The following is a 26336-nucleotide window of genomic DNA, read 5'->3' as shown; positions in this document are numbered from 1 at the left end:
GGTGTGCCGTGCGGGGGTGCGCCGGGGATCGGGATCATCGCGGACCGCGGTCCCCGGCGCACTGCTCACTCGTCGAGGACGACCAGGTTCCCCTCCTCGTCGAGGACGGCGACGCCGGTGAAGCTCACGCTGGTCTCGTCGGACTGGTCGATCGGGTCCTCGGAGCCCCAGGACTCGTACTGGTAGCTGTAGGTCGCCGCACCGTAGCCATCGGGGTACTCGGTGGCGATGTACCAGCCGCCCTCGCCGGGTTCGACGTACACCACCGGGTACTCGGTGATCTCCCAGGAGCCGCTGCCCTCGACGATGCCGAAGGCCCAGGTGCTCAGGTCGCAGCCCTCCGGGGACGGCTCGGTGGAGCTCGCGCACTCATCGAGCTGGGCGTCGACCTGCGACTGGATCTCTGTGAGGCCCGCCTCGCTGAGCTCGTAGTACGGCGTGGCGAAGAGCTCGTACCAGGAGTCGGGATCGGCGGAGACGACGAGCTCCGAGGGCACCGCCGCGATGTGCTCGGAGGTCTCCGGGAGCGTCACCGAGTACGTGCCGGGGACGACGGTGAGCATGGCCATCTCGCCCTCCATCGAGAGACCGTCGGTGGGGATCTCCTGGCCGTTGACGATCAGGGTCGTGGCCCCCTCCGGGATGTACACGGCCATCGAGGGGTACTCGACGGTGCCGAGCCGCCAGTTCGGGAACACCACGGCGGTGCGACCGTCGCGGGTCACGGTGAAGTGCTGCTGCATCGTGACGCCGTCCTGGGTGACCTCGGCGGTCACACGGGCGGCACCTTCGCTCTCCTCCACATCGGTGATGCGGTGACCGTCGATGCGCCCCTCGACGGCTCCGCCGACGGCATCGGTCAGCAGGATCTGCTGCGAGGTGGGCACGTTCGGCGGTGCCAGCTCGACGGCCCGCTCCACGTCGCCCTCCTCGAGTGCGCCGAGGTAGGCCTCGACCTGCTTCTCCGGCGCGTACCGGCTGCCGGCGACCACGTTGTACGCGACCGTCAGGCCGACGGCCAGCACGAGCACGGCGCCCACGCCGACCCCACCGCCGATGAGCGCACGTCGAGCTCCCCGGGAGAGGGGCTTGCGCGGTGCGGCCTCCTCGCCGGAGTCCGACGGGTGCACGGACGGACCCGCGAGAGCTCCGGCGGTCGCGCCGAGCGGGACGGTCCGGACGCCCGCCCCGCCGCTCGTCCCCGCCGCGCTGTCGGCGTTCGCAGCGGGTGCGACGCCCGCCGCGGACTCGGCTCCCGCAGCGCGTCCCGCTCCCGCGGCGCCTTCCGCTCCCGCGGCGACACCGATCTCGCCGGCGCTCCCGGCACCCGCGGTGACGACCGCCGGAGCCACGCGTCGGCGGAACCAGTTCAGCATCACCCCGGGAAGGAACGGGGCGATCAGCGGCGCGACGACGCGGGAGAGCACCTCCACGAGCACCCCGGCCAGCAGGGCGAGGAACGGGGTCCACGCGGCGAGACCGGCCGACGCCGACATCCGCTGCGAACCGTCGAAGAAGGATCCCGAGACCTGGAACGTCGCCGAGCTGTGCGCCAGGATCACGAGCACGACCCCGCCGACGAAGTACGCGATCGGCAGGGCGGCCCACGAGACGGCGAGCGCGATCACGTTGTCGGGCACCACGCGTCGCTGGTGCTGCCACAGCAGAGAGCTCGCCATGAGAGTGACCAGGCCCAGCAGCAGGCCGATCAGCCACACGTACCAGGGCATCGAGAAGATCGACGCTCGCATGGTGCCGCTGAGATCACCCAGGAGGAAGCCCATGATCTCCGGTGACTGCACGGATGCGGAGGCCGCGGACAGCATCGGCAGTCCCGTGAAGACGGCGAGCACGTGACCGCCGGCCAGCGGAAGCAGCAGGAGCACGGCCAGCATCGGGGGCATCCGACCGTCGATGAGGGCCTGCACCGTGGTGATGACGGTCGCGGCGACCAGGCCGAGCACCGTCAGCAGCAGCGCGTGGGAGAGCGCGAGCTTGAGCCCTGCAGCGAGGTCCGCGATCAGCGGCCACCAGGCCGGTCGGGCCCGCACACTGATCCGTCCGAGGGCGAGTGCCGCGGTGACCAGCACGAGCGCACCGAAGAAGGAGTCGAAGCCGGCGGCGTGCAGGCGGAGCGTGATTCCGTCCTCGATCGGGATCGGCTGGGCGAGGATCAGGGCGGCGAGCACCGTGAACACGGCGACACCGAACCCGGCGAGCAGGGAGGAGGCCCAGATCCCCAGATGCCCGGCCGGCTGGCGCTTCTGGACGAAGCGTCCGCCGAAGAAGGAGAGCAGCACCATGGCCAGCGTGATCACCCCGGGCAGGACGCGGACGACGGCGCGGAGGGTCACACCCTCGTAGGAGACGCCGAAGCCGAGCCCGCCGAACGCAGCCATCGCGACCAGCTGGAACGGGGCGCGCAGCGCGGTGGCGACGCCGCTCAGCTGCTCGGACGGGCTGAGGTCCACCGAGTCGAGACCGGCTTCGACCGGGTTCCCGATGCCGCTGAGGGCCACCGCCACGGCGGCGAGGATCATTCCCAGCACTGCGACCAGGAATGCACCGGCGTAGGCGATGCCGCCCACTGCGAGGGAGGGCAGCGGATTGATGAGGCCGAGGCCGCCGAGCTTGGCCCGGAGCTCCTCGGGAGTCATCGACGCGGCGCCGGGGGCGCTGCCCGGCTGCTGAGCAGGAGGGCCGTCCTGAACGGGCTGCTGGGCGCCAGCAGTCGGCCCCGCTCCCTGCGGGGCGGCGGCAGCGGGCGAGGCCTCGGAGGCAGGCGGGGCTTCCGGTGCGGACGGGACGCCATCGGCGGTCCGGGCGAGGGGCGCGGACGCCCCGGCCGGCACCGCCGGGACCTGTGGCGCAGGGTCCGGCTGCGGCCCGTCGGGCTGCGCCGGAGCGGATGCCGCATCCGGGCGGCTGCCGTGCGCGTCGTCCCCGTAGTCGTAGGACGGCGACCGCCCTTCTGCTCCGTCGGCCTGCGGATCCTGCGGCTCGTTCATGGGGTGCTCTCCCCCGCCTGGTGCTGACATGACCCAACCTCCCTGGTGCTCACTGGACGATCAGCGCATGGAGGGTGTGCGACAGCGGCGCGCGAGTTCTGGTCCATACAGCCGGCGGACAGGAGTTGATCGGCGTTTCCCCATGCTTCGATCAGCGTAGCCAGCGGGGGTGACGATCGAAAGCATTCCTGACAGGCGGAAAGAACCGATACGTGACCGTGATCACACGCGCTGGAGCCGGGGTGGACGTCCCCGTCCGAGGGGAGGGCCGGAGGTGGCTCAGCGCCTCCAGAGGTCCCGCGGCGCGGCGCCGGCGCGGAAGCCGAACGCCTCGACCATCGCGGCCGCCTCCGGGAACCCGTGGGCCAGGGTGTGCGGGGCGTGGGAGTCGCTGCCGAGGCTGATCGCGCGGCCGCCCTCCTCGCTCCACCACTGCGGCATCCAGGGCCACAGCCGACGCGTGTTCATCTCGAGCGCCCGCCCGCTGCCCGCGATCGCGCGCATCGCGGTGCGGAACTCCTCCTCGAAGCGCCGGGGGTCGAACGGCCCCTCGACCCCCTCGGGCCAGTACCGCAGGGCGTAGTCGAGGTGGGTGACGATCTCGAAGGGCTCGTCGCCCGCGACGAGGGCCGGGACCTCGGCCAGGTAGCGGCGGACCACCTCGTCGGCCGGGAGGCGGCGGAACAGGGTAGCGGGCTCGGCCCGTCGACCCTCGTGCTCCAGGGTGTGGAGCGATCCGAGGATCCGGTCGAAACGACTCAGGTCCAGCTGCCTCCTCGCGGCCTCGGTGCGCAGGTGCGGCTGGCCGAACTCGAGGCCGGTGCCGATGCGCAGCTGCGGGAACGCCGCCCGGCAGCGCTCGATGCTCTCGAAGTACCCCTCGACGTCGAAGCGGGGCACGGCCACGACGCCGTCCTCACCGAGCAGGTGCGCCTCGTGCTCGTCGAAGTCCTCCGGATCGCTGAACCAGGCGTCCTCGAGGTCGAGGTGCTCGGTGAAGAACAGCGCGGGCAGCCCGATGCGCACGGCACGCTCGCAGGTGGCCTCCATCGTGCCGCGGGCGGCGGAGTCCGGGCCGCCGGTGTCCCAGGAGAACTCGCTGTGCACATGGCTGTCCGCGGGAAGGGTCATGGGGTCAGGGTGCCATGGGCGGGGCTGGGCGCGAGGATCAGACCGGAGCCGGTGGGTTCACCGTGATGTCCTTGGGCGGGAGGCCCACGACGTGGGTCTCCGGTTCCCCGATCTGCCCCTCCCCCGGGCCCAGCGCCTCGATGCGGTACTGCCCGGGGATGACCCACAGCTCCAGAGTGCGGTTGCTGCGGCCGAGCTCGTCCACGGTGAAGTCCACGCCGTTGATGCGCAGGCCCACCGACCCGGGTGGGATGTACGTCGTCAGGGTGGAGATCCCGAGCCTCCCAGCGCTCCAGCTCTCCTCGTCCGCCGGAGCCTCCATCCTGTGCACGGCGTTGTCGGGAGCCCCTTCCTGGGTCACCAGGATCAGGTACTGCACGCCGTGCCCGGCGATCTCCTTCCGGTCCCGGATCTCCGTGTGCTCGACGAGCCCCGCGGTGGGGCGTGCCTCCTCGTGCTCCAGCAGGGCCAGCTGCCGTGGATCCTCAGGGGCCGGCAGCTCCTCCAGGAGGGCGTCGACGTCCGCGTGCTCGAGCTGGCCGAGACGTCGTTCGAGCACCGCCTGGTCGGGCGGCACCGACGGCCGCAGCCACAGCACGGTCCCCACGAGGGCGAGGACGAGGAGCAGCCCGAGCACTCCGGCCCCCGCGAGCAGGAGAGGGAGGGGTCCGCGGCGCGGCGTGCTGCGTCCGGACGATGCGGCCATGGTTCCCCCTGTTGATCAGGCACGGCGCCCCCGCACCGTGGTCACCGGGATCGTACCGCGATGGTGACGGCGAGAAGGCGCACGGTCAAGCGCCGTCGGTGCCGCCCCGCGGAGGCTCAGCTCCGCAGATGCGCTGCGAGCGCCTCGTCCATCGGCCGGGGCGTGAAGCCGGTCGCCTCGATCGCGGCGAGGTCCAGCACCGAGGAACGGGGGCGTGGCGCGACCGTGCCGTCCCCCTCCGCCGTCCCCTGGGCGGCGTAGAACTCCGCGGTGGGCACCGGAGTGATGCGCGACGGGTCGTGCCCGGTCAGGGAGAACACCTCGGCGGCGATGCGGGCCCAGCTGAGCGGCTCGCCCTCGTTGGTGAGGTTGTAGGTCCCCGGTGCGGGGCGGGCGGCGAGCAGGTGGTCGATGCCCGCGGCGAGGTCCTCGGTGAAGGTGAGTCGGCCGATCTGGTCGTCCACCACGGAGGGATCGACGCCGCGCCGGGCGAGTCCCGCCATCGTGTCCACGAAGTTCGCGCCCTCGCCGATCACCCAGCTGGTGCGCACGATGTAGTGGTCCGGGAGCGTCGCGACGAGCTGGTCACCGGCGGCCTTGGTCTGCCCGTAGACGCCCAGCGGGCTGGGCGGCTCCGTCTCGTCATGGAGAGGTGCCGTGCCGTCGAAGACGTAGTCGCTGGAGACATGGACCAGCACCGCCCGCTGAGCGCGGGCCGCCTCGACCAGCCGGCCGACGCCGGTGACGTTGACGGCCCAGGCCGCACGCCGCCCTTCCGGGGTCTCGGCAGCGTCGACCGCTGTGTGCGCGGCGGCGTTGACGATCGTGCCGTACCGGGAGAAGTCGACGGCGTCGACGGAATCCGGATCGGCGATGTCCACGAGTTCACGCCCCACCAGATCCACGTCGGAGCGGTCGGCCCAGCGAGCCGCCAGGGCCCTGCCCAGCTGGCCGTTCGCGCCCACCACGAGGGTGCGGCGGGGCGGCACCGGCGTGACCTCCGCCAGGCGCGGGTGCGCGGCGTCCTTCGCGGACAGCTCCGCCTGGTCGAGCGGGATCGGCCAGGGGATCGCCGCGGTCCCGTCGGCGAGGTCCAAGAAGGTGTACTGCGCCTGCGCGACCTCGGACCAGTGGTCGTTGACCAGATAGGTGTAGGCGGCGGGCGCCTCGAGGGTCTGGAAGGCGTTGCCCACGCCGCGCGGCACGTAGATCGCGACCTCGGGAGTGATCTCCTGCCAGTAGGCGGTGCCGAAGCTCGGTCCCTCCCGCAGGTCCACCCAGGCGCCGAAGACGCGGCCCGTGGCGACGGAGATGTACTTGTCCCACGGCTCGGCGTGGATCCCTCGGGTCACGCCCACGGCCTGGTTGAAGGAGATGTTGTTCTGCACCGGTCCGAGGTCGGGCAGGCCTGCGGAGACCATCTTCTGCCGCTGCCAGTTCTCCTTGAACCATCCTCGGGCGTCGCCGTGCACCGGGAGGTCGATCACCAGCAGCCCCGGGATCGGGGTGGTGCGGACGGCGAGCTCGGTCATGGGGTCCTCTCGGTCGCGGGCGTCGACCGACGTGGCATGCGTGCTGTCACTGGCCGGCGAGCTGGTACTTCGCTTCGGTGGCCGCCTTCTGGGGGCGCCACCAGTCCTCATTCTCGCGGTACCAGGCGATGGTCGCTGCGAGTCCGGCCTCGAAGTCCTGGAACCGGGGGCGCCAGCCCAGCTCGTCGCGGAGCGTGGTCGCGTCGATCGCGTAGCGCAGGTCGTGGCCGGGACGGTCGGTGACGTGGTCGTAGTCGTCCTCCGCATGGCCCATCTGGCGCAGGATGAGCTCCACGACCTCCTTGTTGCTCTTCTCCCCGTCGGCGCCGATCAGGTAGGTCCGACCGATCTCGCCGGCCTCCAGGATCCTCAGCACCGCGCTCGAGTGGTCCTCGGCGTGGATCCAGTCGCGCACGTTCGCTCCGGCGCCGTACAGGCGCGGGCGGATGCCGTCGAGGAGATTGGTGATCTGGCGCGGGATGAACTTCTCCACGTGCTGCCGCGGCCCGTAGTTGTTCGAGCAGTTCGAGAGCGTCGCGGCCACGCCGAAGGAGCGCACCCACGCCCGCACCAGCAGGTCGGATCCCGCCTTCGTCGCGGAGTACGGGCTGGAGGGGTTGTAGGGCGTGGTCTCGGTGAACCGCTGCGGGTCGTCCAGCGCGAGGTCCCCGTAGACCTCGTCGGTCGAGATGTGGTGGAAGCGCGTGCCGTGACGGCGCACGGATTCCAGCAGCGTGAACGTCCCCACCAGGTTCGTCCGCAGGAACGGCGAGGGGTCGTCCAGGGAGTTGTCGTTGTGGGACTCCGCGGCGTAGTGCACCACCGCGTCCGCCGCGGCGACCAGGGGGTCGACGGTGCCCGCCTCGGTGATGTCGCCCTCGACCAGCCGCACGCGCGAGGACGGCAGGTCCTCGAGGGAGGCGCGATGGCCCGCATAGGTGAGCTTGTCGAGCACGGTGACCGTGTCCTCGGTGTGCTCGATGACGTGGTGGACGAAGGCGGAGCCGATGAATCCCGCGCCGCCGGTGACCAGGAGGTGGCGGCCGGTCATGCCGTGGCCCGCATCGCGGCGGCGGACGGGGTGAGATCCAGCGGACGATCCGCGACCTCGCGCTCGAGGGCGTCGAGCAGGTAGCGCCCGTATCCGGACTTCACCAGCGGCAGCGCCCGCTCGCGCAGCTCCTCGTCGCTGAGGTAGCCCATGCGCCAGGCGACCTCCTCCGGGGCACCGATCGAGAGGCCCTGCCGCTGCTGCACGGTGCGGATGAACTCTCCGGCCGCGGCCAGGTCCTCGAAGGTCCCGGTGTCCAGCCAGGCGGTCCCGCGCGTGAGCACCTCGACCTGGAGGCTGCCGTCCTCGAGGTAGGTGCGGTTCAGGTCGGTGATCTCGAGCTCGCCACGGGCCGAGGGGGTGAGCGCCTTGGCCCGCTCCACGACGGTCTCGTCGTAGAAGTACAGTCCCGGCACGGCGAGGTTGGAGCGGGGCGACGTCGGCTTCTCCTCGAGGGAGAGGGCACAGCCGTCCGCCCCCATCTCCACCACGCCGTAGGCGCTGGGGTCCTTGACCCAGTAGCCGAAGACGGCGGCGCCGTCGAGGTCCTGGTAGCGCCGCAGCTGGGCGCCCATGCCGTGGCCGTAGAAGAGGTTGTCTCCCAGCACCAGGGCCGCCTTCTCGCCGCGCAGGAACTGCTCGCCGAGGGTGAAGGCCTGGGCGAGGCCGTCCGGGCTGGGCTGCACCGTGTACTCGAGGTGCACGCCGAAGCGGTCGCCGTCGCCCAGCACGCGCTGGAACGCGGCCTGGTCCTCCGGGGTGGTGATGATCAGGATGTCCCGGATGCCGGCGAGCATCAGCGTGCTCAGCGGGTAGTAGATCATCGGCTTGTCGTGGACGGGCATCAGCTGCTTGGAGACGCCGATCGTCAGGGGGTGGAGCCGTGAGCCGGTGCCGCCGGCAAGAATGATCCCTCGCATCGCCCCAGTATGTCCGATTTGCCCGGAAAGGGGAAGGTCTCGGCGCCGACGGGCGGGCCAGGGACGACGCCGTCCTCGCCCGCCGCCGACGGAGAACCGGTGGCGAGCGAGGGGCGGCGTCGCCGGCCGGGGCGGATCACACCCCGGCCGGCACCTCCGCCTCGGCGCGCACCTCACGGGCGGCCCGGACGAGGCGGCGCAGGCTGGCCTCGGTCTCGACGTAGCCGCGGGTCTTCAGGCCGCAGTCGGGGTTGACCCAGAGCCGCTCGGGGCCCACCACGGCGCGGGCGCGGCGCAGCTGGTCGGTGATCTCCTCGGACGAGGGGACGCGCGGCGAATGGATGTCCCACACGCCCGGGCCGATGCCTCGGGGGAAGGCCCCGGGGTCGATCGCCTCGAGGATCTCGCCGCGGGAGCGGGCGGACTCTATCGAGGTGACGTCCGCGTTCAGGGCGTCGATCGCACCGACCACCACGTTGAACTCGCTGTAGCAGAGGTGGGTGTGGATCTGGGTGGCCTCCTCCACGCCGGAGGTGGCCAGGCGGAAGGAGCGCACGGACCAGTCGAGGTAGTTCGCGTGGTCGGCCTCGCGCAGCGGCAGCAGCTCGCGCAGGGCGGGCTCGTCGACCTGCACGATGCGGATCCCGGCGGCCTCGAGGTCCGCCACCTCGTCGCGCAGGGCCAGGCCCACCTGGGCGGCGGTGTCCCCCAGGGGCTGGTCGTCGCGCACGAAGGACCAGGCGAGGATCGTGACCGGTCCGGTAAGCATGCCCTTGACTGGATGCGGGGTGAGGGACTGGGCGTAGGTGGCCCAGTCCACGGTGATCGGCGCGGCGCGGTGCACGTCCCCGAAGAGGATCGAGGGGCGGGTGCAGCGCGACCCGTAGGACTGCACCCAGCCGTGCTCGGTGGTCGCGAAGCCCTCGAGGTTCTCGGCGAAGTACTGGACCATGTCGTTGCGCTCGGGCTCGCCGTGCACCAGCACGTCCAGCCCCAGCTCCTCCTGGAGCGTGATCACGCGCGCGATCTCGTCCTTCATCGCCTGGACGTAGCCGGCCTCGTCCAGGGTGCCCCGGCGATGGGCGGCGCGCGCCGCGCGCACCTCGCCGACCTGGGGGAACGAGCCGATGGTGGTGGTGGGCAGGTCCGGCAGGCCCAGCGCCCGGCGCTGCGCCTCGGCGCGCACGGCGTACTCGGCGCGCTCGGTGTCCGCCGTGGTCGTGGCGGCGGCTCGCTCGCGCACGGAGTCCACCCGCACCCCGGCGAAGGTGCGCGGCACGGAGCGGGGCCCGTCGACCGCGCCGATCTCGACGCCTCCGTCGGCGAGGGTGACGAGCTCGCCGATCTTCTCGTCGGCGAAGGCGAGGGTCGCCACGAGCTCGGCGGGCAGGGAGGTCTCGAGGTCGAGGGTGTGGGGGACGTGCTGCAGCGAGACGGACGTGGACACGGCGATCGTCCCCGCCTCTCCCCCGGCCGCGGCGACGCGCGAGCGCAGCTCGGCCAGTCGTGCGGCGGCGGTCGGCAGCTCGGTGCGCCACACGGAGCGGCCCTCGACGAGCCCCGCGACGAGCTGCACGGTGTCGACGCCGGCGAGCTGAGCCGTGGTGGGCAGGTCACCGCGGGTGAGGTCGACGTGCACCGCCTCCGCGCCGGTGGCCAGCAGCGCCGGCAGCAGGTCGCCGATCCCTCCGTAGGGGGTGGTGACCAGCAGCTGGGGGCGGTCGGCGCCGGCGGCGAGACGGCCGATCGAGCGCTGCAGCGCCTCGACGAGGTCGGCGGCGTCCAGGCGCTGGTCCGCGGCGAGAGCGGGCTCGTCCAGCTGCACCCAGGTCGCGCCGGCGGCGGCGAGGCGCGAGAGCAGTTCGGCGTAGACGGCGACGACGTCGTCCAGTCGGTCCAGCGGGTCGAAGCCCTCCGGGGCGCCGTCCTGCGCCTTGGCGAGCAGCAGCAGCGTGAGCGGCCCCACGAGCACGGGGCGGGTGCCGGCGCCGTCCTCGAGGGACTCGGCGAACAGGTCCACCGCGCGCGTGGAGGCGAGGTGCAGGTCGGTGTCGGGGCCGATCTCGGGGACGAGGTAGTGGTAGTTGGTGTCGAACCACTTGGTCATCTCGAGCGGCGGCTGCTTCTCCGTGCCGCGGGCGAGGGCGAAGTACCCGTCGTCGTCGACCGTGCCGTCGGCCCCGAGCACGGAGGTGAAGCGGTCCGGGACGATGCCGACCGCGAGGGCGGCGTCGAGCACCTGGTCGTACAGGGAGAAGGACTCCGGGGCGGCTGCCGCGGCGCCCAGTCCCAGCTCGGCGAGGCGGGAGCGGGTGGTGCGGCGCAGCTCGCGGGTGCGGCGGGTGAACTCGGCGTGGTCGATGCGACCGGCCCAGTAGGCCTCCTCGGCCTTCTTCAGCTCGCGGCCGGGGCCGATGCGGGGGTAGCCGACCGGGGTGGCGGTGGGCAGCGGGGCGGGCCGGGACGGGGCGGCCTGCGCGGTGGACGCGGTGGGCTCGGCGGGCTCTGTGGACACTGTGGTCATCGGGGCTCTCCTTGGGTGGTGGACCAGCGGTCCAGGTCGAGGTGGTCCAGCACGTCGAGGGCGTCGGCGTGCGAGTTGAAGGTGTACAGATGCAGGCCCGGCGCCCCGGCGTCGAGCACCCGGCGAGCGAGGTCCACGGTGAAGCGCACGCCGATGCGGCGCCGCTCGACCTCGTCGGCGGCGGTCTCCAGCCGATGGAGGAGGTCGCGGGGCGCCTCGACGCCGCTGATGGCGGCGAGACGCTCGAGGCGGCGCGGATTGGTGGCGGGCACGAGGCCGGGCACGATCGGCATCCGGATCCCCGCCTCGCGCGCTCGGGCGAGCAGGCCGCAGTAGACGGAGGCCTCGAAGAACACCTGGCTGATGGCGAAGTCCGCGCCGGCGCGCTCCTTGGCCACCAGCACCTCGGTGTCGTGACTGGTGGTGGGCGACTCGGGGTGGCGGTGGGGGTAGGCGGCCACGCCGATGCTCACGCGGCCGCCGGCGAGGGTGGCGGTGCGCTCGCGCTCGATGTCGCGGATCAGCTCGACCAGCGGGCGGGCGAAGGGGATCTCGTCGTCCTCGAGGCGGTGCCCCTCGGGCTGGTCGCCGCGCAGCGCGAGGAGGCCGCGCACGCCACGGTCCAGCAGCGCGTGGATGATCGTGGTGAGCTGCGCACGGGTCGAGCCGATCGAGGTCAGGTGCACCAGGGGGCGCAGGGTGGTTTCGGCCAGCACGTGCTCGGTGACCTCGATGACGCGTGCGAGGTTGCCGTGCCGGGCACGGCTGGTGACCGAGACGTGGTCGGGGCCGGTGGCCTCGAGGTGCGCGATGGTCTCGCGCAGCCGCTCGAAGGACACGTCGCTCCGCGCGGGGAACAGCTCGTAGCTGAGCGCCGGGCGGTGGCGCACCGGGGTGGTGCGCTCGAGCTCGGGCAGCGTGAGGGTGGCGGACATGGCTGGAAAGCTACGGGGCGCTCCGGCACGAGAGGAAGGTTCGTGTTGACGTATGAACCAGTACGACGCGGGGCGAGCCTGGGCCGGAGTGCGGGACCCTGGTGAGACGCGCGATACACCCGGTCCACTATGTCCGTTTCCTACCTTTTAGGCCCTTTGTCCGGTAGAGTTCACATCTGGGATCGGCGGCACCACGGCGCCGACAGGAGGAGCCGGGAGGCACGCATGCGCATCGGATACGCCGCCGGAGCTTTCGACCTCTTCCACGTGGGTCACCTGAACCTGCTGCGCCGGGCCAAGCAGCATTGCGACGTGCTGATCGCCGGCGTGGTCAGCGACGAGATGCTGCGGGAGGTCAAGGGCATCGAGCCCGTCATCCCCACCGCCGAGCGCGCGGAGATCGTGGGCGATCTGCGCTGCGTGGACCAGGTCCACGTCGAGACCACGCCCTCGAAGCTCGATGCGTGGCGCGAGGTGGGCTTCACCCACTTCTTCAAGGGCGATGACTGGCGCGGGACCCCCAAGGGCCTGCTGCTCGAGCAGCAGTTCGCAGAGGTGGGCGTCCAGATCGAGTACCTCCCCTACACCATGCACACCTCCAGCACCGCGCTGCGTCGCGCTCTGGCGGCGATCACCTCGTCGGCCGAGCTGCAGGTCGTCGGCACCCGCTGACCTTCTCCGCCGACACCGCCGCGGCGGGACCGCGCGAACCGAGCCCCGGAGACATCGACGTCTCCGGGGCTCTTCGGTGCGTGCTCTCCGATCGTCGAGCGCCCTCGCGGCGGCCGGCGCCGAGGACAAGCGAACCCCCGGACGGAGGCTCAGCACTTCCTCCGCCCGAGGGCGCACCCCAGCTCGCGATCAGTACTCAGTACGCCCCGCGAGAGGCCATGACGGCACGCACCGTGCGCACCAGGATCAGCAGGTCCTGCATGAAGGACCAGTTGTCGACGTAGAAGAGGTCCAGCCGCACCGTGTCGTCCCAGGAGAGGTCGCTGCGCCCGGAGACCTGCCACAGCCCGGTGATGCCCGGGCGCACCGCGAGGCGCCGATGGGCGTCCACGTCGTAGCCGCTGACCTCCTGCGGGAGCGCGGGACGGGGCCCGACCAGGCTCATGTCGCCGCGCAGCACGTTCCACAGCTGCGGCAGCTCGTCGAGCGAGTAGCGACGCAGCACCCTGCCCACCCTGGTGATGCGGGGGTCGTCGGCCATCTTGAACAGCACGTCGTTGCCGCGGTCGCGCTCGAGCTTCTCGAGCTCGATGCGGCGCGCCTCGGCGTCCACCACCATCGAGCGGAACTTGAGGAACTCGATGGGCTCCCCACCTCGGCCCACCCGCTCCTGCCGGAAGATGACCTTGCCGCCGTCCCCGAAGCGGACGCACAGGGCGATGGTGGCGAAGACGGGAGCGAGCAGCAGCAGCAGCGCGGCGCTGGCCACCACGTCGAAGATCCGCTTGCCCTTCTTGAGGGCCTTGCGGGACCGCGGGAGGTCCATGTGCACCAGGGGCAGGCCCGCGACAGGGCGCATCCGGATCCGGTCGCCGGAGATCTCGCTGACGCCCGGAACCACGATGACGCCGACCTCGAGCTCCTCGAGCTCCCAGGCGACGCGGCGGAACTCCTCGGCGCTCGCGGAGGAGCCGGCGGTGAACAGCACGACGTCCGGCCGCACCTCGCGCACCAGGTCGAGCATCTGCGACTCGTCCCCGAGGATCGGCACCCCGGCGTCCTCGCTGCGGCGCTCGTCGCTGATCGGGGCGACGGCCCCGACCACGTCGTAGCCGAGCCACACCTCGCGGCCGAGGGTGCGCACGATGCCGCGCACGTGCCCGGTCGAGCCGACCACGAGCACCTGCGAGCGCAGCCTGCCGCGGGTGCGGGCGAGATTGACGAAGCGCCGGGCGAGCACCCGCACCAGCAGGAGCAGCAGCGGCCCCAGCAGGAACAGGACGACGAAGTAGGGGCGCGAGAGCGGGATGTCGGCGAGGAACAGCACGGCGCCGACGAAGCCGACCGCGCCGAGGGTGCCCATCAGCACGCCGCGGTAGATCTCGGCGCCGGAGGCGATCACGCGGGGATTGGTCGCCCCGAACGCCAGCAGCGCGACCATCCAGACGGCGGCGATGACGACGGAGCTCACCACGAGGGAGTCGGGCAGGCTCTGCGAGACGCCGAGGAAGGTGAGGTGGCGACGGATGGCGATCGCGAGCACGCAGGCGAGGACCAGGACCGCGAGATCCGCGGCGATCAGCGCGGACAGGATCAGGCGGTCGTCGCGCCGGGCCCTGCGCGAGGGCAGCGGCAGCGGACGAGCGATGAGCGAGCGGCGCCTGCCGCGCGGCGGAGCCGGGATCCCGGCGACCTTCACCGAATGCTGTAGTGCCACGAGTACCTCTCAGAACCTGGACCGGGGTCGACGGGGCGGGGCCGTGAGCCTCGGTCCGTCGCGGCGCCCGCCGCGGCGGATCACCGCGCCCGCGCGACGCGAGACCCCGTCGATGTCCGTTTTGCCCGTCTTGGTACCGCGACACTAGCGCGTTATGTCCGTTTTGTGAAGGTTGTCTGAACATCAGGTGGGCCGTCGTGCCCCCCGCCCCCGCGCACAGCACGACGCGCCGACCCCGAAGGGTCGACGCGTCGGTGAAGTCGTCTGCGACGTCCGTGTGCGGCGGGGGCGACCCGCCCTGCTCAGCGGGCGTTGAGGTACTGCTGCAGCGCCTTGACGGTGGCGTAGTTGGTGCGGAAGTCGCGCACGCCGTTGTCGCTCTGCCCGATGGCGGCGCGGAGCTTGCGCGTGGTCTCGGGACCGATCTTGCCGTCCTGGACCGCGCCGACCTTCTTCTGCAGCGCCTTGACGTCCGCACTCGAGAGCGACCCGTTCTGCGAGACGCCCACCCACCCCTCCAGGGCACGGGTGGTGGCCGGACCGAACTTCCCATCGACCACGAGCGCACCGGCCGAGGGCTTCGGGGTCGACGGCGTCGGTGCCGGGGTGTTCGCGGGGGCGCCGCTGTTCAGGAAGCTCTGGAGGGCCTTGACGGTGGCGTAGTTGGTGCGGAAGTCGCGCACGCCGTTGTCGCTCTGCCCGATGGCGGCGCGGAGCTTGCGCGTGGTCTCGGGACCGATCTTGCCGTCCTGGACCGCGCCGACCTTCTTCTGCAGCGCCTTGACGTCCGCACTCGAGAGCGACCCGTTCTGCGAGACGCCCACCCACCCCTCGAGGGCGCGGGTGGTGGCCGGGCCGAACTTCCCATCGACCACGAGCGCACCGGCCGAGGGCTTCGGCGCGGAGGAGGAGCCGCCGCCGGGCTGGGCGCTGGGGTCCGCGCCGCCGTTGGACTTGGTCAGGCCGGCTCGCTTGCCGCAGGTGGGCCAGGCGCCGGGCCCCTGCGTATGGAGGGTGCGCTGGGCGACGGCGATCTGCTGGGCCTTGGTGGCCTGGTGGGCGTTGGCGGCGTAGGAGGTGCCGCCGAAGGCCTTCCACGTCGACGGCGAGAACTGCAGGCCGCCGTAGTAGCCGTTGCCGGTGTTGATCGACCAGTTGCCGCCGGACTCGCACTGCGCGACCTTGTCCCAGACCGAGTCGTCGGCCGCGGCGGTGCCGGCGCCGGCGACGCTCATGCCGGCCGCGATCACGGCGCCGCCGGTGGCGGCGGCGACCTTCGGCGCCACGCGGACGCTGCGGAAGTACACCGGGCTGCCGTCGGCGCGATGGGTGGGGGCGGGGCGGGATGCAGGCATGGGAACTCTCCTGGGGAAAGGGCAGGGACTTCTCGGAGCCTGCGTCTCAGCGGCCGGCGGCCAGACGCCGTCCGCGGGCTCCGCACCGGTCGATGACCTGCACGCGCGTGCTCCGAACTCCCCTTACCGTGCACCGGCCCGAGGTCCTGGGAAACGGTCGCAGACCATTCTCGGCAGAGTTCTTGGGCATCTTTTTACCGAATGAGCAGGTTCCGTGAATGACACTGCTGGAATTACCGAGTACAAATTCGCGATACCCTCCGTCGGCGCCGGGACCGGCTGCGCGGCCCTCGCCCCCCGCCGGCCCGGGATCCGCGGGACCGGCTGCCGCGCCCGTGGGTAAGGTTCACCTCAGCAGCGTGCCCAGCCCGTCGAGGAGATGTATGTCGATGACCGTGCCCGTCGAGGACGATCCGCTGTTCCCCGCTGCCCGGTGGCAGCCGCTGCCGCGCGCCGGGGGCGCCGAGGAGCCGCTGCCGATCGTGCGGCGGGACGACGCCGTCGCGCTCGGCGCGTCGGCGAACAGTGCGTCGGCGGACGGTGCGTCGGCGGACGGCGGGCCGGCGGGAACCGCGGTGATCGGCCGCGACGGGAGCCGCGCCCTGGTGCGGTTCCGTCACCGGGCGCCCGCGGCGAGCGCGGTGGCGCTGCAGGCGAACGGCTGGTGGCAGCCCTCCCCGCGCGATGCCTGCGATCTGCGGCCGACGGGGGACGGCTGGTGGGAGGCGGTCGTCGAGGTCCCCGCGGACTGGCGCGCGAGCTACGGCTTCGTCGAGCACGAGGGCGGCGGCGACCCCCCGTGGTGGAGGGAGGGTCTGAAGGCTCCCGGCGCCCCCGTGGTCCCCGATGCGGGCACTCCGCGCCGTCATCGTGCCGCGCGCGGCGGGGCACCGCGGTCCCTGCTCTCCGTGCCGGACGACGGCCCCTTCACGGCAGGGCCCGTCGCCGGCGCGGACCCCTCCCCCGCGCTGCCCGCCCTCGGGACCGCGCCCGGGGAGCCGTCGGTGCGCTGGTGGGCCCCGCGACCGGGCGATGCCGGCTGCGAGGACCTCGATCCACGCGCCCCGCTGCCGCTGCTGATCGTGACCGACGCCGAGCAGCACGTGGAGGCTCTGGGCACCCCGGCGCTGCTCGCGCGCGGGATCGCCGCCGGGCACCTGCCCCCGCTCGCGGCGGTGTTCGTCGACTCCGGCCCCCAGCGCGGGGAGGTGCTCGGGGTTCCGGGCGGCCACGCCCGGTGGATCGCCGAGCGGCTCGTGCCGCGCCTGCGGGAGGACGGGCTGGGTGGGGAGCGCTCGGACGGCGAGGGGACGGCCGACGAGGAGCGCCGCCTCGCCGTGACCGCCGAGGCCGCCCGCACCGTGGTGACCGGGTCGAGCTTCGGAGGCCTCACGGCGCTGTTCGCCGTGGCCCGCGCCCCGCAGCTGCTCGGCGCCGCCATCGCGCAGTCCGTCTCGCTGTGGCGCTACCCCGAGGGGGCGCTGGTGGCACCGCTGCGCGAGGCGGCACGGCACCACCCGCTGCGGCTGCGCCTGCAGGCCGGCCGCTTCGAGGGCACCATGCCCGCCCGCGCTCAGGCGCTGCACGACGCGCTCCTGGCCGACGGGGCCGACGGGCTCGAGGTGTCCCTCGCCGTGCACAGCGGCGGTCACGACTGGGCCTGGTGGCAGCCGGCCCTGCTCCACGAGCTCGCCGCGCTGCTGCGCTGAGCGGAGCCGGATCCCGATACCCTCGGAGCGTGCCTCCCGCGTCCGCCCTCGCCCCCGCCTCGCGGATCTGGCGGACCCTGGCGGTGCTGCTGTGCGTGGGCGCGCTGCTGACGGGCGGGCTGACCCGGTCGAACGATCTGTTCCCCTTCGGGGTGCTGGACCAGTTCTCCAAGGGCACCGACCCGGACGGCGAGGTGGTCAACACCTGCCTGCTGGGGGTGCGCGAGGACGGGGAGCCCTTCGACATCCGTTTCGGCGGCCGGACCGTCGGCATCGACCGCGCCGATGTCGAGAACAACCTCCGCGCGATCGAGGCGGATCCGCGGCTGCTGGCGCCCCTGGCGCAGGAGTACGACCGCCGCCACCCCGACCAGGAGCCGCTGAGCGCCCTGGTGCTGTGCCAGCGGATCACGCAGCTGCAGGACGGCACCGCGCACGGCGCGGAGGAGCTCGTCGAGGTCACCCGGTGGGAGGCGCCGTGAGCACGGTGGGCGCCGCGAGCCCGCCCAGGGCTCGGGCACGACTGCGGGCGGTGCTGTTCCCGGCGCTGCCCCTGGCCCGGGTGCGGGCCCTGCACGTGCTGATCTGCGCCTTCGTGATCGTGGACGTGCTCACCTTCTCCCGCGACGTCCTCTCCCATGCCGGGAACGCGGGCTTCTACCGTCCGGTGGCCCTGGCCCGGGTGCTGCATCTTCCCGCCGTGACCGCTCCGATCGCGTACACGCTGCTGGTGCTGATCCTGGCCGGCTGCGTCGCGGTGATCCTGGGGTGGCGGCCCCGGCTCAGCGGCGCGGTGGTCGCGATCGCGTTCTGGCTGTGGATGCTCTACAGCAACTCCTACGGCTACGTCGCCCACGACCACCTGGCGCTGATGGTGGCCGTCGCCGTGCTGCCCACGGTCGCCGCGCCGCGCCGCGCCGACCTCGCCGCAGGCGCCGCGGCCGCCGAGCCCGCCCTGCTGCCCCGCTCCGACGCCGCGGGCTGGGCGCTGCGCTGCATCCAGATCGCGGTGGTGGCCACCTACTTCTTCTCCGTGATCCCGAAGATCCTCTACTCGGGATCGCTCGCCGCCTGGGGCAACAGTGCGATCCTCACCTGGGCGTCGATCCGCCGCGGCAGCAGCCTCGCCCACTGGCTGGTCGTGCACACGCCCTGGGTGTTCGTGCCCGCGCAGTGGGCCGGACTCGCCCTCGAGACCCTCTCCCCCGTGGTGCTGTTCCTGCGCGGGCGGGCGCTGCACATCGCGATCGCCGTCTACATGGGCTTCCACCTCAGCACCCTCGTGCTGCTGGGGATCCACTTCCTGCCCACCGTGATCTGCTGGGCGGCGTTCCTGCCGCTGGAGCGGCTGCGGTGGCCCGGGCGGTCCCGCGGCTGAGGCTCCCGGCCCGGCCCGGAGTGTCCGGCCACGCCGGCCCCCGTCACGCCGTCCACAGCCACGTCGGCCCCAGCCACGCCGGCCTGCGTCACGTCCCCCGGATAAGACCTGGCCTCTTCCGGCGGCGCATCCCTACACTTCCCCGGTGTCCCGCTCCACCCGCCCCGCCCCGCCCTCTGCCGTCGATCGGATCTCGCCCCGCGATCGCAGCGTCATCATCCTGCTGCTGATCAGCGCGTTCGTGGTGATCCTCAACGAGACGATCCTCTCGGTCGCGCTGCCGCCGATCATGGACGACCTCGACCTGGCCGAGACCACCGCGCAGTGGTTGACGACCGGGTTCATGCTCACCATGGCGGTGGTCATCCCCACCACCGGCTACCTGATGGGTCGCTTCACCACCCGTCAGGTGTTCGCGCTCGCGATGACCACGTTCACCGTGGGCACGACGATCTGCGCGGTCTCCCCCACGTTCACGCCGCTGCTGATCGGCCGCATCGTGCAGGCCTCCGGCACGGCCGTGATGATGCCGCTGCTGATGACCACGGTGATGAACCTGGTGCCCGCCTCGCGCCGCGGCCAGGTGATGGGCAACATCGCGATCGTGATCTCGGTGGCCCCGGCGATGGGCCCGACGATCTCGGGGCTGGTCCTGTCCGTCGCGCCCTGGCGCGCCCTGTTCGTCCTGGTGCTGCCGATCGCGGTGATCGCCCTCGCGCTCGGCCTGCGACGCATCGAGAACGTGGACGAGTCCTCGCCCCAGCCTGCCGACCTGCTGTCGGTGCTGCTGGTCGGGGTCGGCTTCGGGCCGCTGGTGTACGGGCTGACGGGGATCTCCGGCGGCGGGCACGGCGGGGCCGACGCCGCCGACGTCGCGGACGTCGCCGCGGAAGGGCCGCCGACCGCCGCGGTGGTGTGCCTGGTCCTCGGAGCGGTCTCGCTCGCGCTCTTCGTGCTGCGCCAGCTCTCGCTGCAGAAGCGCGACCGGGCCCTTCTGGACCTGCGCACCTTCACCACGAAGAACTTCACCGTGGCCGTCTCGCTGATGGTCGTGATGATGGGCGCGATGTTCGGCGTGGTGGTGCTGCTGCCGATCTACCTGCAGAAGGTGCTCGAGCTGTCCACCCTCTCCGTCGGCCTGATGATGCTGCCCGGCGGGCTCGCGATGGGTCTGCTGGCCCCGCTGGTGGGTCGGCTCTTCGACCGGGTGGGGCCGCGTCCGCTGCTGGTGCCGGGGCTGGTCGCCGTGGTGATCGGCATCGGGATCATGTCCCGGGTGCCGGAGCAGGTGTGGCCGATCGTGGCCGGGCACGTGGTGATGTCCCTCGGTCTCGCCTTCGTGTTCACGCCGCTGATGACCACCGCGATGGGGTCGCTGCCGCGGCCGCTGTACCCGCACGGCTCCGCGATCGTGGGGACGGTGCAGCAGGTGGCCGGGGCGGCCGGGGCCGCGCTGCTGGTCTCGATCATGGCGCGGGTCGCGGCGGGCACCGTCGCGGACGGCGGCACCCGGCTCGAGGGCATCGCGAGCGGCACCTCGGTCGCGTTCACCCTCTCGGCCTCGCTGGGACTGGTCACCGTGGTGATCGCCCTGTTCGTGCGGCGGAACCCGCCGGAGGTCACGGCCGCACCGGAGCCCGCCGGGGAGTCCGAGGCCCCCGAGGCCCCAGGGCCGTCCGGGCGCTGAGGCCCCCGGGGCGCGTCCGGCGCATCGGCGACCAGGGCGCGTCCATGCCTCGCGGGGTCCCCGCGCGCTCACTCCACCACGAGGCGCGTGGCGGCGTAGTGCCAGTCCGTGAGCTCGTACCCGTCCGGGCCGAGCGTGATGGAGGTGCCGAAGAGGGTGGAGGTGACCAGCACGTCGCCTGCCTCGGCGCTCGCCTCGACCCTGCCCACCTCGGCCCTGCTCCCCTCGCCCCTCTGCCCCACCGGGAGGAGGGTCGTGGTGGCCGTCGGCGCCTCGCCGGCGCCCCCTTCGGGCGCGGGGACGCGGACGGTGTACTCGGCGACCAGTCCCTTGCCCTGGAACCGGAAGACGTCGCCGAACATGCCCGTGTACGCGATCTCGGGGAGCTCGGTGACGGTCCAGGTGCCGATGGTGCCCGCGGGCAGGGCCGCGAAGAAGGGGCAGCCGGCCGGCCGCGGGGAGGTGCTGCGGGCGCAGTCCCGGATCTCGGACCGGATCGTGGAGCGCACCTGCGCCTCGGCCGACGGGGTGAGGCCGTAGTCGACATCGATCAGTCCGCTGTACCACCGGCCGAGCACGGGCGGCACCTCGACCACGCGGGTGCGCGAGACCAGGGGCGGCTGCGCGGGCGGCAGCTCGATCGTGTAGCTGCCGGGCAGCACCTGCAGGACGACTCCCACCCGGTTCGCACCGCGTTCGGTGTACTCGACCTCGGGGATCGCGAGCCTCTGGCCGTTGATGATGAGCGCATCGGTGCCGGTGAGCGGGCTGACGTTGAGGGTCGGGAACTGGACCGGTGCCATCTCCCAGACCACCGGCGCGAAGGGGCCGACCGCGCGGGCGGACAGGGCCAGCACCGTGCGATGCTCCTCGCGCTCGCTGCGCAGGGTCACGACGACGGTGGCGGCGGTGCCGCGCAGGTGGACCCGGTCGATCGTGAAGTCGGCGATGCCGCCTCGGGTCGCGGCCAGCACGGCATCGCTGAGGGCAGTGCCGAGGGCGCCCTCCAGCGGGCTCATGTGCTCCCGCACCGCGGCTCCGTCCCCGTCGATCAGGGCCTGGAGGTACTTCTCCACGACCTCCTCGGGGCCCTCGTGGCGCAGCAGGATCCAGGGCAGGGCGACGGCGAGCAGAGCGATGACGGTGACCACGACCAGCGGACGCACCCCACGGCGCGGCCGACGGCGACGCATCCGGGGGCGGGCCGACCGGCCGTGACCCGCCGGTAGCAGGGCGGTGGCCTGCGGGAATTCGTGGAGCGGAGGCCTCTGCGGACCGGTGGAGATCGCCGCGTCGTCCCCGCCGGGCTCGGACCATCCCGTGCTGATCGTCCGGCCGGTGGTCTGCCTCCGCTCAGGGATCACAGGGCGCTCCCGGTCCGCTCTCTCGCGTGCCAGAAGGGTACCCCCGACCGCGCAGGAGCGCACCGGTGCACGCCGTCGACGCAGGTCAGCAGCGGGGTGCGGTCACTCCTCCTCGACCGTGGCCGGGCTGTACCAGTGCGCGTGGAGGACCCCGTCGCGGTCGGCGACGGCGACCGCGGGCACGTCGGCCTCGACCTCATGGACCTCCTCCTCGTCGCCCTCGGCGCCCGGGACGGCGAACTCCGCGCTGACGCGGGCACGGAAGATGGAGTAGCCCTCCATGTCCTCCACCAGCTCGAACTCCGGAGTGCTCGTGATCGTCCAGACGCCGCGCTCCGTGACCTCCGGCGGCGCGATGATCGGACAGTCGGACGGTGCCGGCGACCTGCTGCGGGCGCAGTCCCGCAGGGAGCTGCGCAGCTGCGCGATGGCCTCCTGCACCCCGGCGTCGGTGAGAGCCGAGCTCACCGGCACGAGCGCGCTGTTCCAGAGACCGAGGACCGGGGGTGCGGAGACCTCGGCCGTCCGCGGCGCGAACAGGTCGCCGGACTGCGGGGCCCGGACCTCATAGGTGCCCGGCAGCACCTGCAGAGTGATCTCGCCGAACGCGAACTGCTCCTGCGGCCTGCTCCTCGCGGGGATCTCGAGCATCTGGCCGTTGACCTCGAGCTGTGCACTGCCGGCGGGGACGTTGAGGCGCACGACGGGCAGGTTCACGGGCTGCAGCTCCCAGACGGGGCGGCGCAGGAGCCCGTCGCGACGGCGCTCGAGGGACAGCGTGCTCTCGAGCTCCCTGTCACCGCCGGTGAGGGTGACGTCGGCGACGGCGCTGTCGCCGTCGACGCGCATCTCGTCGATCGTGTAGCCGCTGACGCGGTCGCGGGCCCCCTGCAGCACGCCGTCCGTGAGCGCGATGTCGAGGGCCTCGTCGACCGGTACCGCGTGCTCGCGCACGGTCTCCGCATCCCCGGCGACGACGGCGTCGAGGTACTGCTCCACCGCCCGCTCCGCGCCGGCGCCGCCGAGCAGCACCGGAGGGAGCACCAGCACCAGGGCGAGGACCAGCACGATCGCACCGCCGAGCACCAGGGACCGTCGGCGCTCTGCGCGGGGGCCGCCCTCGCCCGAGGGCGCTCCGCCGGCCGAAAGCGCTCTGCCGGCCGAGGGCGCGGACGCGGTGGGCGGAGGATCCGTGTCCGGGCTCTCCGACCAGCCCAGCGCGATGGTGCGCCCGGCTCCCTCGGAGTCCGTCCTGCGTGGCACCGTGCCCCCCTGGTCCGTGTCCGCGTGTCGTCGCAGCAGGCTACCTGGGCGCTGCGGGGACCGGGAGCTCATGAGCGCGCGGGGGCCGCTCCGGGCTCGCCGCTGCGCAGGGCTCATCGCGGCGCAGGGCTCATCGCTGTGCCGGGCTCACAGTGCGCCTCGCTGTGCGGGGCTCACAGCGCGCCCTTGCCCGCCTTCTCCCGGGCGCGGTCGGCGAAGCTGACGCCCATCGCGGCCAGGGTGAGCACCATGATGAGGGTCAGCGCGATGATGAACGCCTCGAGCCACGCGTGGCCGCCCTCGGTGAGGGAGAAGATGATGCCCGGGATCATCGCGGTGCCGATCGCGGCGCCGGTGCGCTGACCCAGCTGCAGGATCCCTCCGGCGACCCCGCCGAAGCGCGGGTCCACCGAGTTCAGGGTGAGGGTCTGGTTCGGGGAGATGGTCATGCCCTGGCTCAGCCCCATCAGCATCAGCGGGGCCGCCAGCCACCAGAAGGCGATCGCCCCCGAGTCCACGAAGACGGTCAGCAGCGCCGTCCCGGCCAGGCCCGCGAAGGCGACGGCGAACCCGACGATCACCATGCGCCTGCCGAAGGTGAGCACGTAGCGCCCGGAGATCTGGGAGCTGACCGCCGCGGCGATCGAGGAGGGCACCCCCATCAGCGAGGCCTCGAAGGCGGTGTGGTCGAGGTGCATCTGCAGGTAGAGCGGCACGATGATCCACACGCTGGTGGCGCCCAGGAAGTACACCGAGACGATGAGGATGCCGTTGCGGAACGCCCGGTTGGAGAAGATCGCGGTGTCCACCATCGGGGTGCGCTCGCGGCGCTTGTAGCGCTGCTCCCACCTCCACCACAGGCCCAGCACCACCAGGCCGGCGGGGAAGGTCAGCCAGATCAGCGAGCTCATGCCCCGCTCGAGGAAGGGCAGCATGATCCCCAGGATCGCCGCGCACAGCAGCACCGTGCCGACGGGATCGAGATCCGGCCGGCCCCGGCCCCGCACCCGGTCGTCGGGGATGAACCGGAGGGCGCCGATGATCGCGATCACCCCGATCGGGGCGTTCATCAGGAACATCCATCGCCAGCCCCAGTCGGTGCCGAGGATCTGGATCAGCGCACCGCCGATGACGGGGCCGACGGCGGTGGCCACGGCCACCGTGGTGGCCAGCAGGGCGAAGGCCCGCGCCCGGTCCTGGCCGCGGAAATGCTGCTGGATGAGCGCGACCGTCTGGGGGTTCAGCAGGCCCGAGCCGATGCCCTGCAGGATGCGGGCGAGGTTGAGCGTCTCCACCGTCGGGGCGAAGCCGGACAGCAGCGAGCCGAGGGTGAAGATCCCGACGCCGATGACGAACATGCGGCGCCGTCCGGTGGCGTCCCCCGCGCGGCCGGCGGGCACCAGCAGCACGCCGAAGGCGAGGGCGTATCCGGAGATCACCCACTGCAGGGAGCCGGTGTCCGCCTCGAGGCCCTCGCCGATCGCGGTCAGGCCCACGTTGATGACGCTCACGGCGATCAGGGCCATGAACAGCGGGGCGAGGAGGACGGCGAGGAGCGGCTTGCGGCGCACCGGAGGGGACAGCGCGCTGGGGTCGGGGATCACCCGTTCACCATATGCACTGACTGCAGGTTCTGAGGAGGGTGAGGTGAGCAGTGGGACAGTCCGCAGCGGGACGGTCCGCAGCGGGACAGCCGGCGCAGGACCCTCCGGATCAGTGGGGCATCTGCGGCGGCTGCTGGGAGGGCGGCGGCCCGAAGGGGCTCACCTCGGCCCCGTGCAGGGTGCCCCGGGCGTCGTCCCGGTACGGGCCGGGCGGGATCACGTAGGGCGTGGCGTCGGCGAGCAGCGGGGCCGCGGTCTGGATCGCGCGCATCGAGGGGCGGGCGGAGTAGTCCGCGCCCGGGAAGCGTCCGAACTGGCCGGCGGCTCCGGCCGGGCGGCGGCTGTCCGCCGCGTCGAGCATGGCCATCGCATCTTCGGGGGTCGGGAACTTCGAGGACCACACGTGCCCCGGGGGCAGCGGCGAGGTGAACAGCGACCCGCTGGGCCGGATCCAGAGGGAGCCGGGCTTGGAGCGGTCGCGCAGGGCGTGGGCGCGCCAGGTCGCGACCGGGTGCGAGGATCCCCAGTTGTACCAGTGCACGAAGAAGCTGGGGTCGGTCGCGGCACGGTCGGCGAGCTCGTTGACGTTCACCTCGGCGTTGAGGTACTTGCCGCCGGTCAGCAGGCCCATCACGCCCGCGGCCCCGGTGGGGGTGAAGGAGTAGCCGAAGTTGTCCGCGGTGTACTCCTGGGAGCGGGAGAAGGCCGGGCCCAGGATCGGGATCATGCTGATCACGTTGGTGAACACCAGACGGAAGTAGGAGACGTGGCCGGCGGCGAGGTGGCCCACCTCGTGGCCGATCACGAAGCGCAGCGCCTCGGGGTCACGGCTCGCGCCGCCCACCTCGAACAGGTCCGAGTGGACCACCACGAAGCGTCGGAACCCGTGACCGGAGGCGAAGGCGTTGATCACGCCGCCGCCCATCAGCACATAGGCGTCCGGGACCCGGCGCAGGCCGAACTCGTGCGCGGCCTCCACGACCATCCGGTACCCCTCGGGGAACTGGGTGGGGCTCATCCGCACCGCGGAGGCGCGGACCTGGGCGTACATGATCGCTCGGAGCCACCAGACGATGATCGGGAACAGCGGCAGGATCACGACCAGCTGCACCGCGATCGGCAGGAAGGTGACGTACTGCCAGAGGCTCGCGACCGTCTCCTCCCCCTCGGTGATCCGCAGGACCACGGTCGAGATGATGAGGACCCACCAGGCGATGTAGGCGATGACCGTCAGGCCCACGCCCACCCACAGCAGCGGCAGCTCCCACGGGTGACGGATGCCCTTGCGGCCCATGATCCCGTGGCGGGTGGCGCCGTTGACGAGGTTCGGGTTCTGGGGCCGTCCTGCGGCATCGGAGGGGCCCGAGGGACCCGAGGGGCCGGACGGTCCGCCGGGAGGCGGTCCACCGTAGGCGCCGGGACCGCCGGGACCGCGGGGTGCGCCGGGGCTGCCGGGTCCGCCGGGACCCGCCGGGGAGCCGGGACCGGAGGGGATGCCGCCGCCGGCGGCAGGGCCCGGGTACGGGGAACCGCCGTAGGGCGAGCCCTGCTGGGCAGGTCCCGACCCGGCAGGAGCTCCGTAGGGCGATCCCGGCTGCACCGGTGCGGGCCCGGCGGGCTGGCCGGAGGAGGGCTGGCCGTACGAGGGCTGGCCGTAGGAGGGCTCGGACCCGTACGGGCCCGGTGCGCCGGAGGGGGCGCTCCCGGGCGGCTGGTCCCCGGGGAACGGCGGTGGGCCGGTGGGCGGCTGGGTCATGATCGTGTTCTCCTTCGGTCCGTC

At 72.6% G+C, this 26336-nt stretch carries 19 protein-coding genes; 5 read left to right on the top strand and 14 right to left on the bottom strand.

Annotation, left to right across the window (positions count from 1 at the left end; all coding sequences use genetic code 11):
* Positions 1 to 65: 65 nt before the first annotated feature.
* The 8 genes from ACT3SP_RS09105 to ACT3SP_RS09070 all read right to left on the bottom strand — a co-directional run bounded on the left by ACT3SP_RS09105 (position 66) and on the right by ACT3SP_RS09070 (position 11807).
* A complete protein-coding gene (locus tag ACT3SP_RS09105) occupies positions 66 to 3008 on the bottom strand; it encodes a hypothetical protein (protein WP_444586960.1) in 2943 nt (980 codons plus the stop codon).
* Between the two features lie 279 nt (positions 3009 to 3287).
* The gene (locus ACT3SP_RS09100) at positions 3288 to 4139 is read right to left on the bottom strand and encodes a PHP domain-containing protein (protein WP_444586959.1); all 852 of its coding nucleotides are present in this window, start codon (positions 4137 to 4139) and stop codon (positions 3288 to 3290) included.
* Positions 4140 to 4176: 37 nt separating this feature from the next.
* On the bottom strand, positions 4177 to 4845 hold the full coding sequence (locus ACT3SP_RS09095; protein WP_444586958.1) for a hypothetical protein: 669 nt from the start codon (positions 4843 to 4845) through the stop codon (positions 4177 to 4179).
* A 116-nt stretch (positions 4846 to 4961) separates the two neighbouring features.
* Positions 4962 to 6377 (bottom strand): sugar nucleotide-binding protein, encoded by a 1416-nt coding sequence (locus tag ACT3SP_RS09090; protein ID WP_444586957.1) that lies wholly within the window; start codon positions 6375 to 6377, stop codon positions 4962 to 4964.
* A gap of 46 nt (positions 6378 to 6423) precedes the next feature.
* Positions 6424 to 7428: a dTDP-glucose 4,6-dehydratase gene (gene rfbB, locus ACT3SP_RS09085; protein ID WP_444586956.1), complete on the bottom strand. Its 1005-nt coding sequence runs from the start codon at positions 7426 to 7428 to the stop codon at positions 6424 to 6426.
* Positions 7425 to 8348: a glucose-1-phosphate thymidylyltransferase RfbA gene (gene rfbA / locus ACT3SP_RS09080; RefSeq protein WP_444586955.1), complete on the bottom strand. Its 924-nt coding sequence runs from the start codon at positions 8346 to 8348 to the stop codon at positions 7425 to 7427. Before rfbA ends, rfbB begins: the two co-directional genes overlap by 4 nt.
* Positions 8349 to 8484: 136 nt before the next feature.
* Positions 8485 to 10872 carry a 5-methyltetrahydropteroyltriglutamate--homocysteine S-methyltransferase gene (metE, locus tag ACT3SP_RS09075; RefSeq protein WP_444586954.1) on the bottom strand — a complete coding sequence of 796 codons (2388 nt, stop codon included), beginning with the start codon at positions 10870 to 10872 and terminating at the stop codon, positions 8485 to 8487.
* Positions 10869 to 11807 carry a methylenetetrahydrofolate reductase gene (locus ACT3SP_RS09070; RefSeq protein WP_444586953.1) on the bottom strand — a complete coding sequence of 313 codons (939 nt, stop codon included), beginning with the start codon at positions 11805 to 11807 and terminating at the stop codon, positions 10869 to 10871. Before ACT3SP_RS09070 ends, metE begins: the two co-directional genes overlap by 4 nt.
* A gap of 225 nt (positions 11808 to 12032) precedes the next feature.
* Between ACT3SP_RS09070 and ACT3SP_RS09065 the strand changes: the two genes are divergently transcribed.
* Positions 12033 to 12479 carry an adenylyltransferase/cytidyltransferase family protein gene (locus ACT3SP_RS09065; RefSeq protein ID WP_444586952.1) on the top strand — a complete coding sequence of 149 codons (447 nt, stop codon included), beginning with the start codon at positions 12033 to 12035 and terminating at the stop codon, positions 12477 to 12479.
* A gap of 196 nt (positions 12480 to 12675) precedes the next feature.
* Here ACT3SP_RS09065 and ACT3SP_RS09060 read toward each other — a convergent pair whose 3' ends face one another.
* Complete coding sequence (locus tag ACT3SP_RS09060) at positions 12676 to 14196, bottom strand: sugar transferase (RefSeq protein ID WP_444586951.1); 1521 nt, start codon at positions 14194 to 14196, stop codon at positions 12676 to 12678.
* 302 nt (positions 14197 to 14498) lie between these two features.
* A complete protein-coding gene (locus tag ACT3SP_RS09055; protein ID WP_444586950.1) occupies positions 14499 to 15551 on the bottom strand; it encodes a transglycosylase family protein in 1053 nt (350 codons plus the stop codon).
* 383 nt (positions 15552 to 15934) lie between these two features.
* On the opposite strand from ACT3SP_RS09055, the gene ACT3SP_RS09050 reads away from it, so the two are divergent.
* The 4 genes from ACT3SP_RS09050 to ACT3SP_RS09035 all read left to right on the top strand — a co-directional run bounded on the left by ACT3SP_RS09050 (position 15935) and on the right by ACT3SP_RS09035 (position 20325).
* Positions 15935 to 17260, top strand: a complete 1326-nt coding sequence (locus tag ACT3SP_RS09050) for an alpha/beta hydrolase-fold protein (RefSeq protein WP_444586949.1) — start codon at positions 15935 to 15937, stop codon at positions 17258 to 17260.
* A gap of 29 nt (positions 17261 to 17289) precedes the next feature.
* On the top strand, positions 17290 to 17742 hold the full coding sequence (locus ACT3SP_RS09045) for a hypothetical protein (protein ID WP_444586948.1): 453 nt from the start codon (positions 17290 to 17292) through the stop codon (positions 17740 to 17742).
* Positions 17739 to 18638, top strand: coding sequence for an HTTM domain-containing protein (locus ACT3SP_RS09040; protein ID WP_444586947.1), 900 nt, complete (start codon positions 17739 to 17741; stop codon positions 18636 to 18638). Before ACT3SP_RS09045 ends, ACT3SP_RS09040 begins: the two co-directional genes overlap by 4 nt.
* Before the next feature lie 145 nt (positions 18639 to 18783).
* On the top strand, positions 18784 to 20325 hold the full coding sequence (locus ACT3SP_RS09035; RefSeq protein ID WP_444586946.1) for an MDR family MFS transporter: 1542 nt from the start codon (positions 18784 to 18786) through the stop codon (positions 20323 to 20325).
* Between the two features lie 68 nt (positions 20326 to 20393).
* Here the strand turns inward: ACT3SP_RS09035 and ACT3SP_RS09030 are convergent, their stop codons facing one another.
* The 4 genes from ACT3SP_RS09030 to ACT3SP_RS09015 form a co-directional block, all read right to left on the bottom strand.
* A complete protein-coding gene (locus tag ACT3SP_RS09030) occupies positions 20394 to 21476 on the bottom strand; it encodes a hypothetical protein (RefSeq protein ID WP_444586945.1) in 1083 nt (360 codons plus the stop codon).
* Between the two features lie 315 nt (positions 21477 to 21791).
* Positions 21792 to 22952 carry a hypothetical protein gene (locus ACT3SP_RS09025; protein WP_444586944.1) on the bottom strand — a complete coding sequence of 387 codons (1161 nt, stop codon included), beginning with the start codon at positions 22950 to 22952 and terminating at the stop codon, positions 21792 to 21794.
* A 173-nt stretch (positions 22953 to 23125) separates the two neighbouring features.
* Positions 23126 to 24556: an MFS transporter gene (locus tag ACT3SP_RS09020; RefSeq protein ID WP_444586943.1), complete on the bottom strand. Its 1431-nt coding sequence runs from the start codon at positions 24554 to 24556 to the stop codon at positions 23126 to 23128.
* Positions 24557 to 24665: 109 nt separating this feature from the next.
* The gene (locus ACT3SP_RS09015) at positions 24666 to 26312 is read right to left on the bottom strand and encodes a M48 family metallopeptidase (protein ID WP_444586942.1); all 1647 of its coding nucleotides are present in this window, start codon (positions 26310 to 26312) and stop codon (positions 24666 to 24668) included.
* Between the last annotated feature and the right edge of the window lie 24 nt (positions 26313 to 26336).

Origin of the sequence: Brachybacterium sp. AOP43-C2-M15, assembly GCF_052446295.1 — a bacterium.
Classification (GTDB): Bacteria; Actinomycetota; Actinomycetes; order Actinomycetales; family Dermabacteraceae; genus Brachybacterium.
This window is presented reverse-complemented; position numbering and strand designations above follow the sequence as displayed.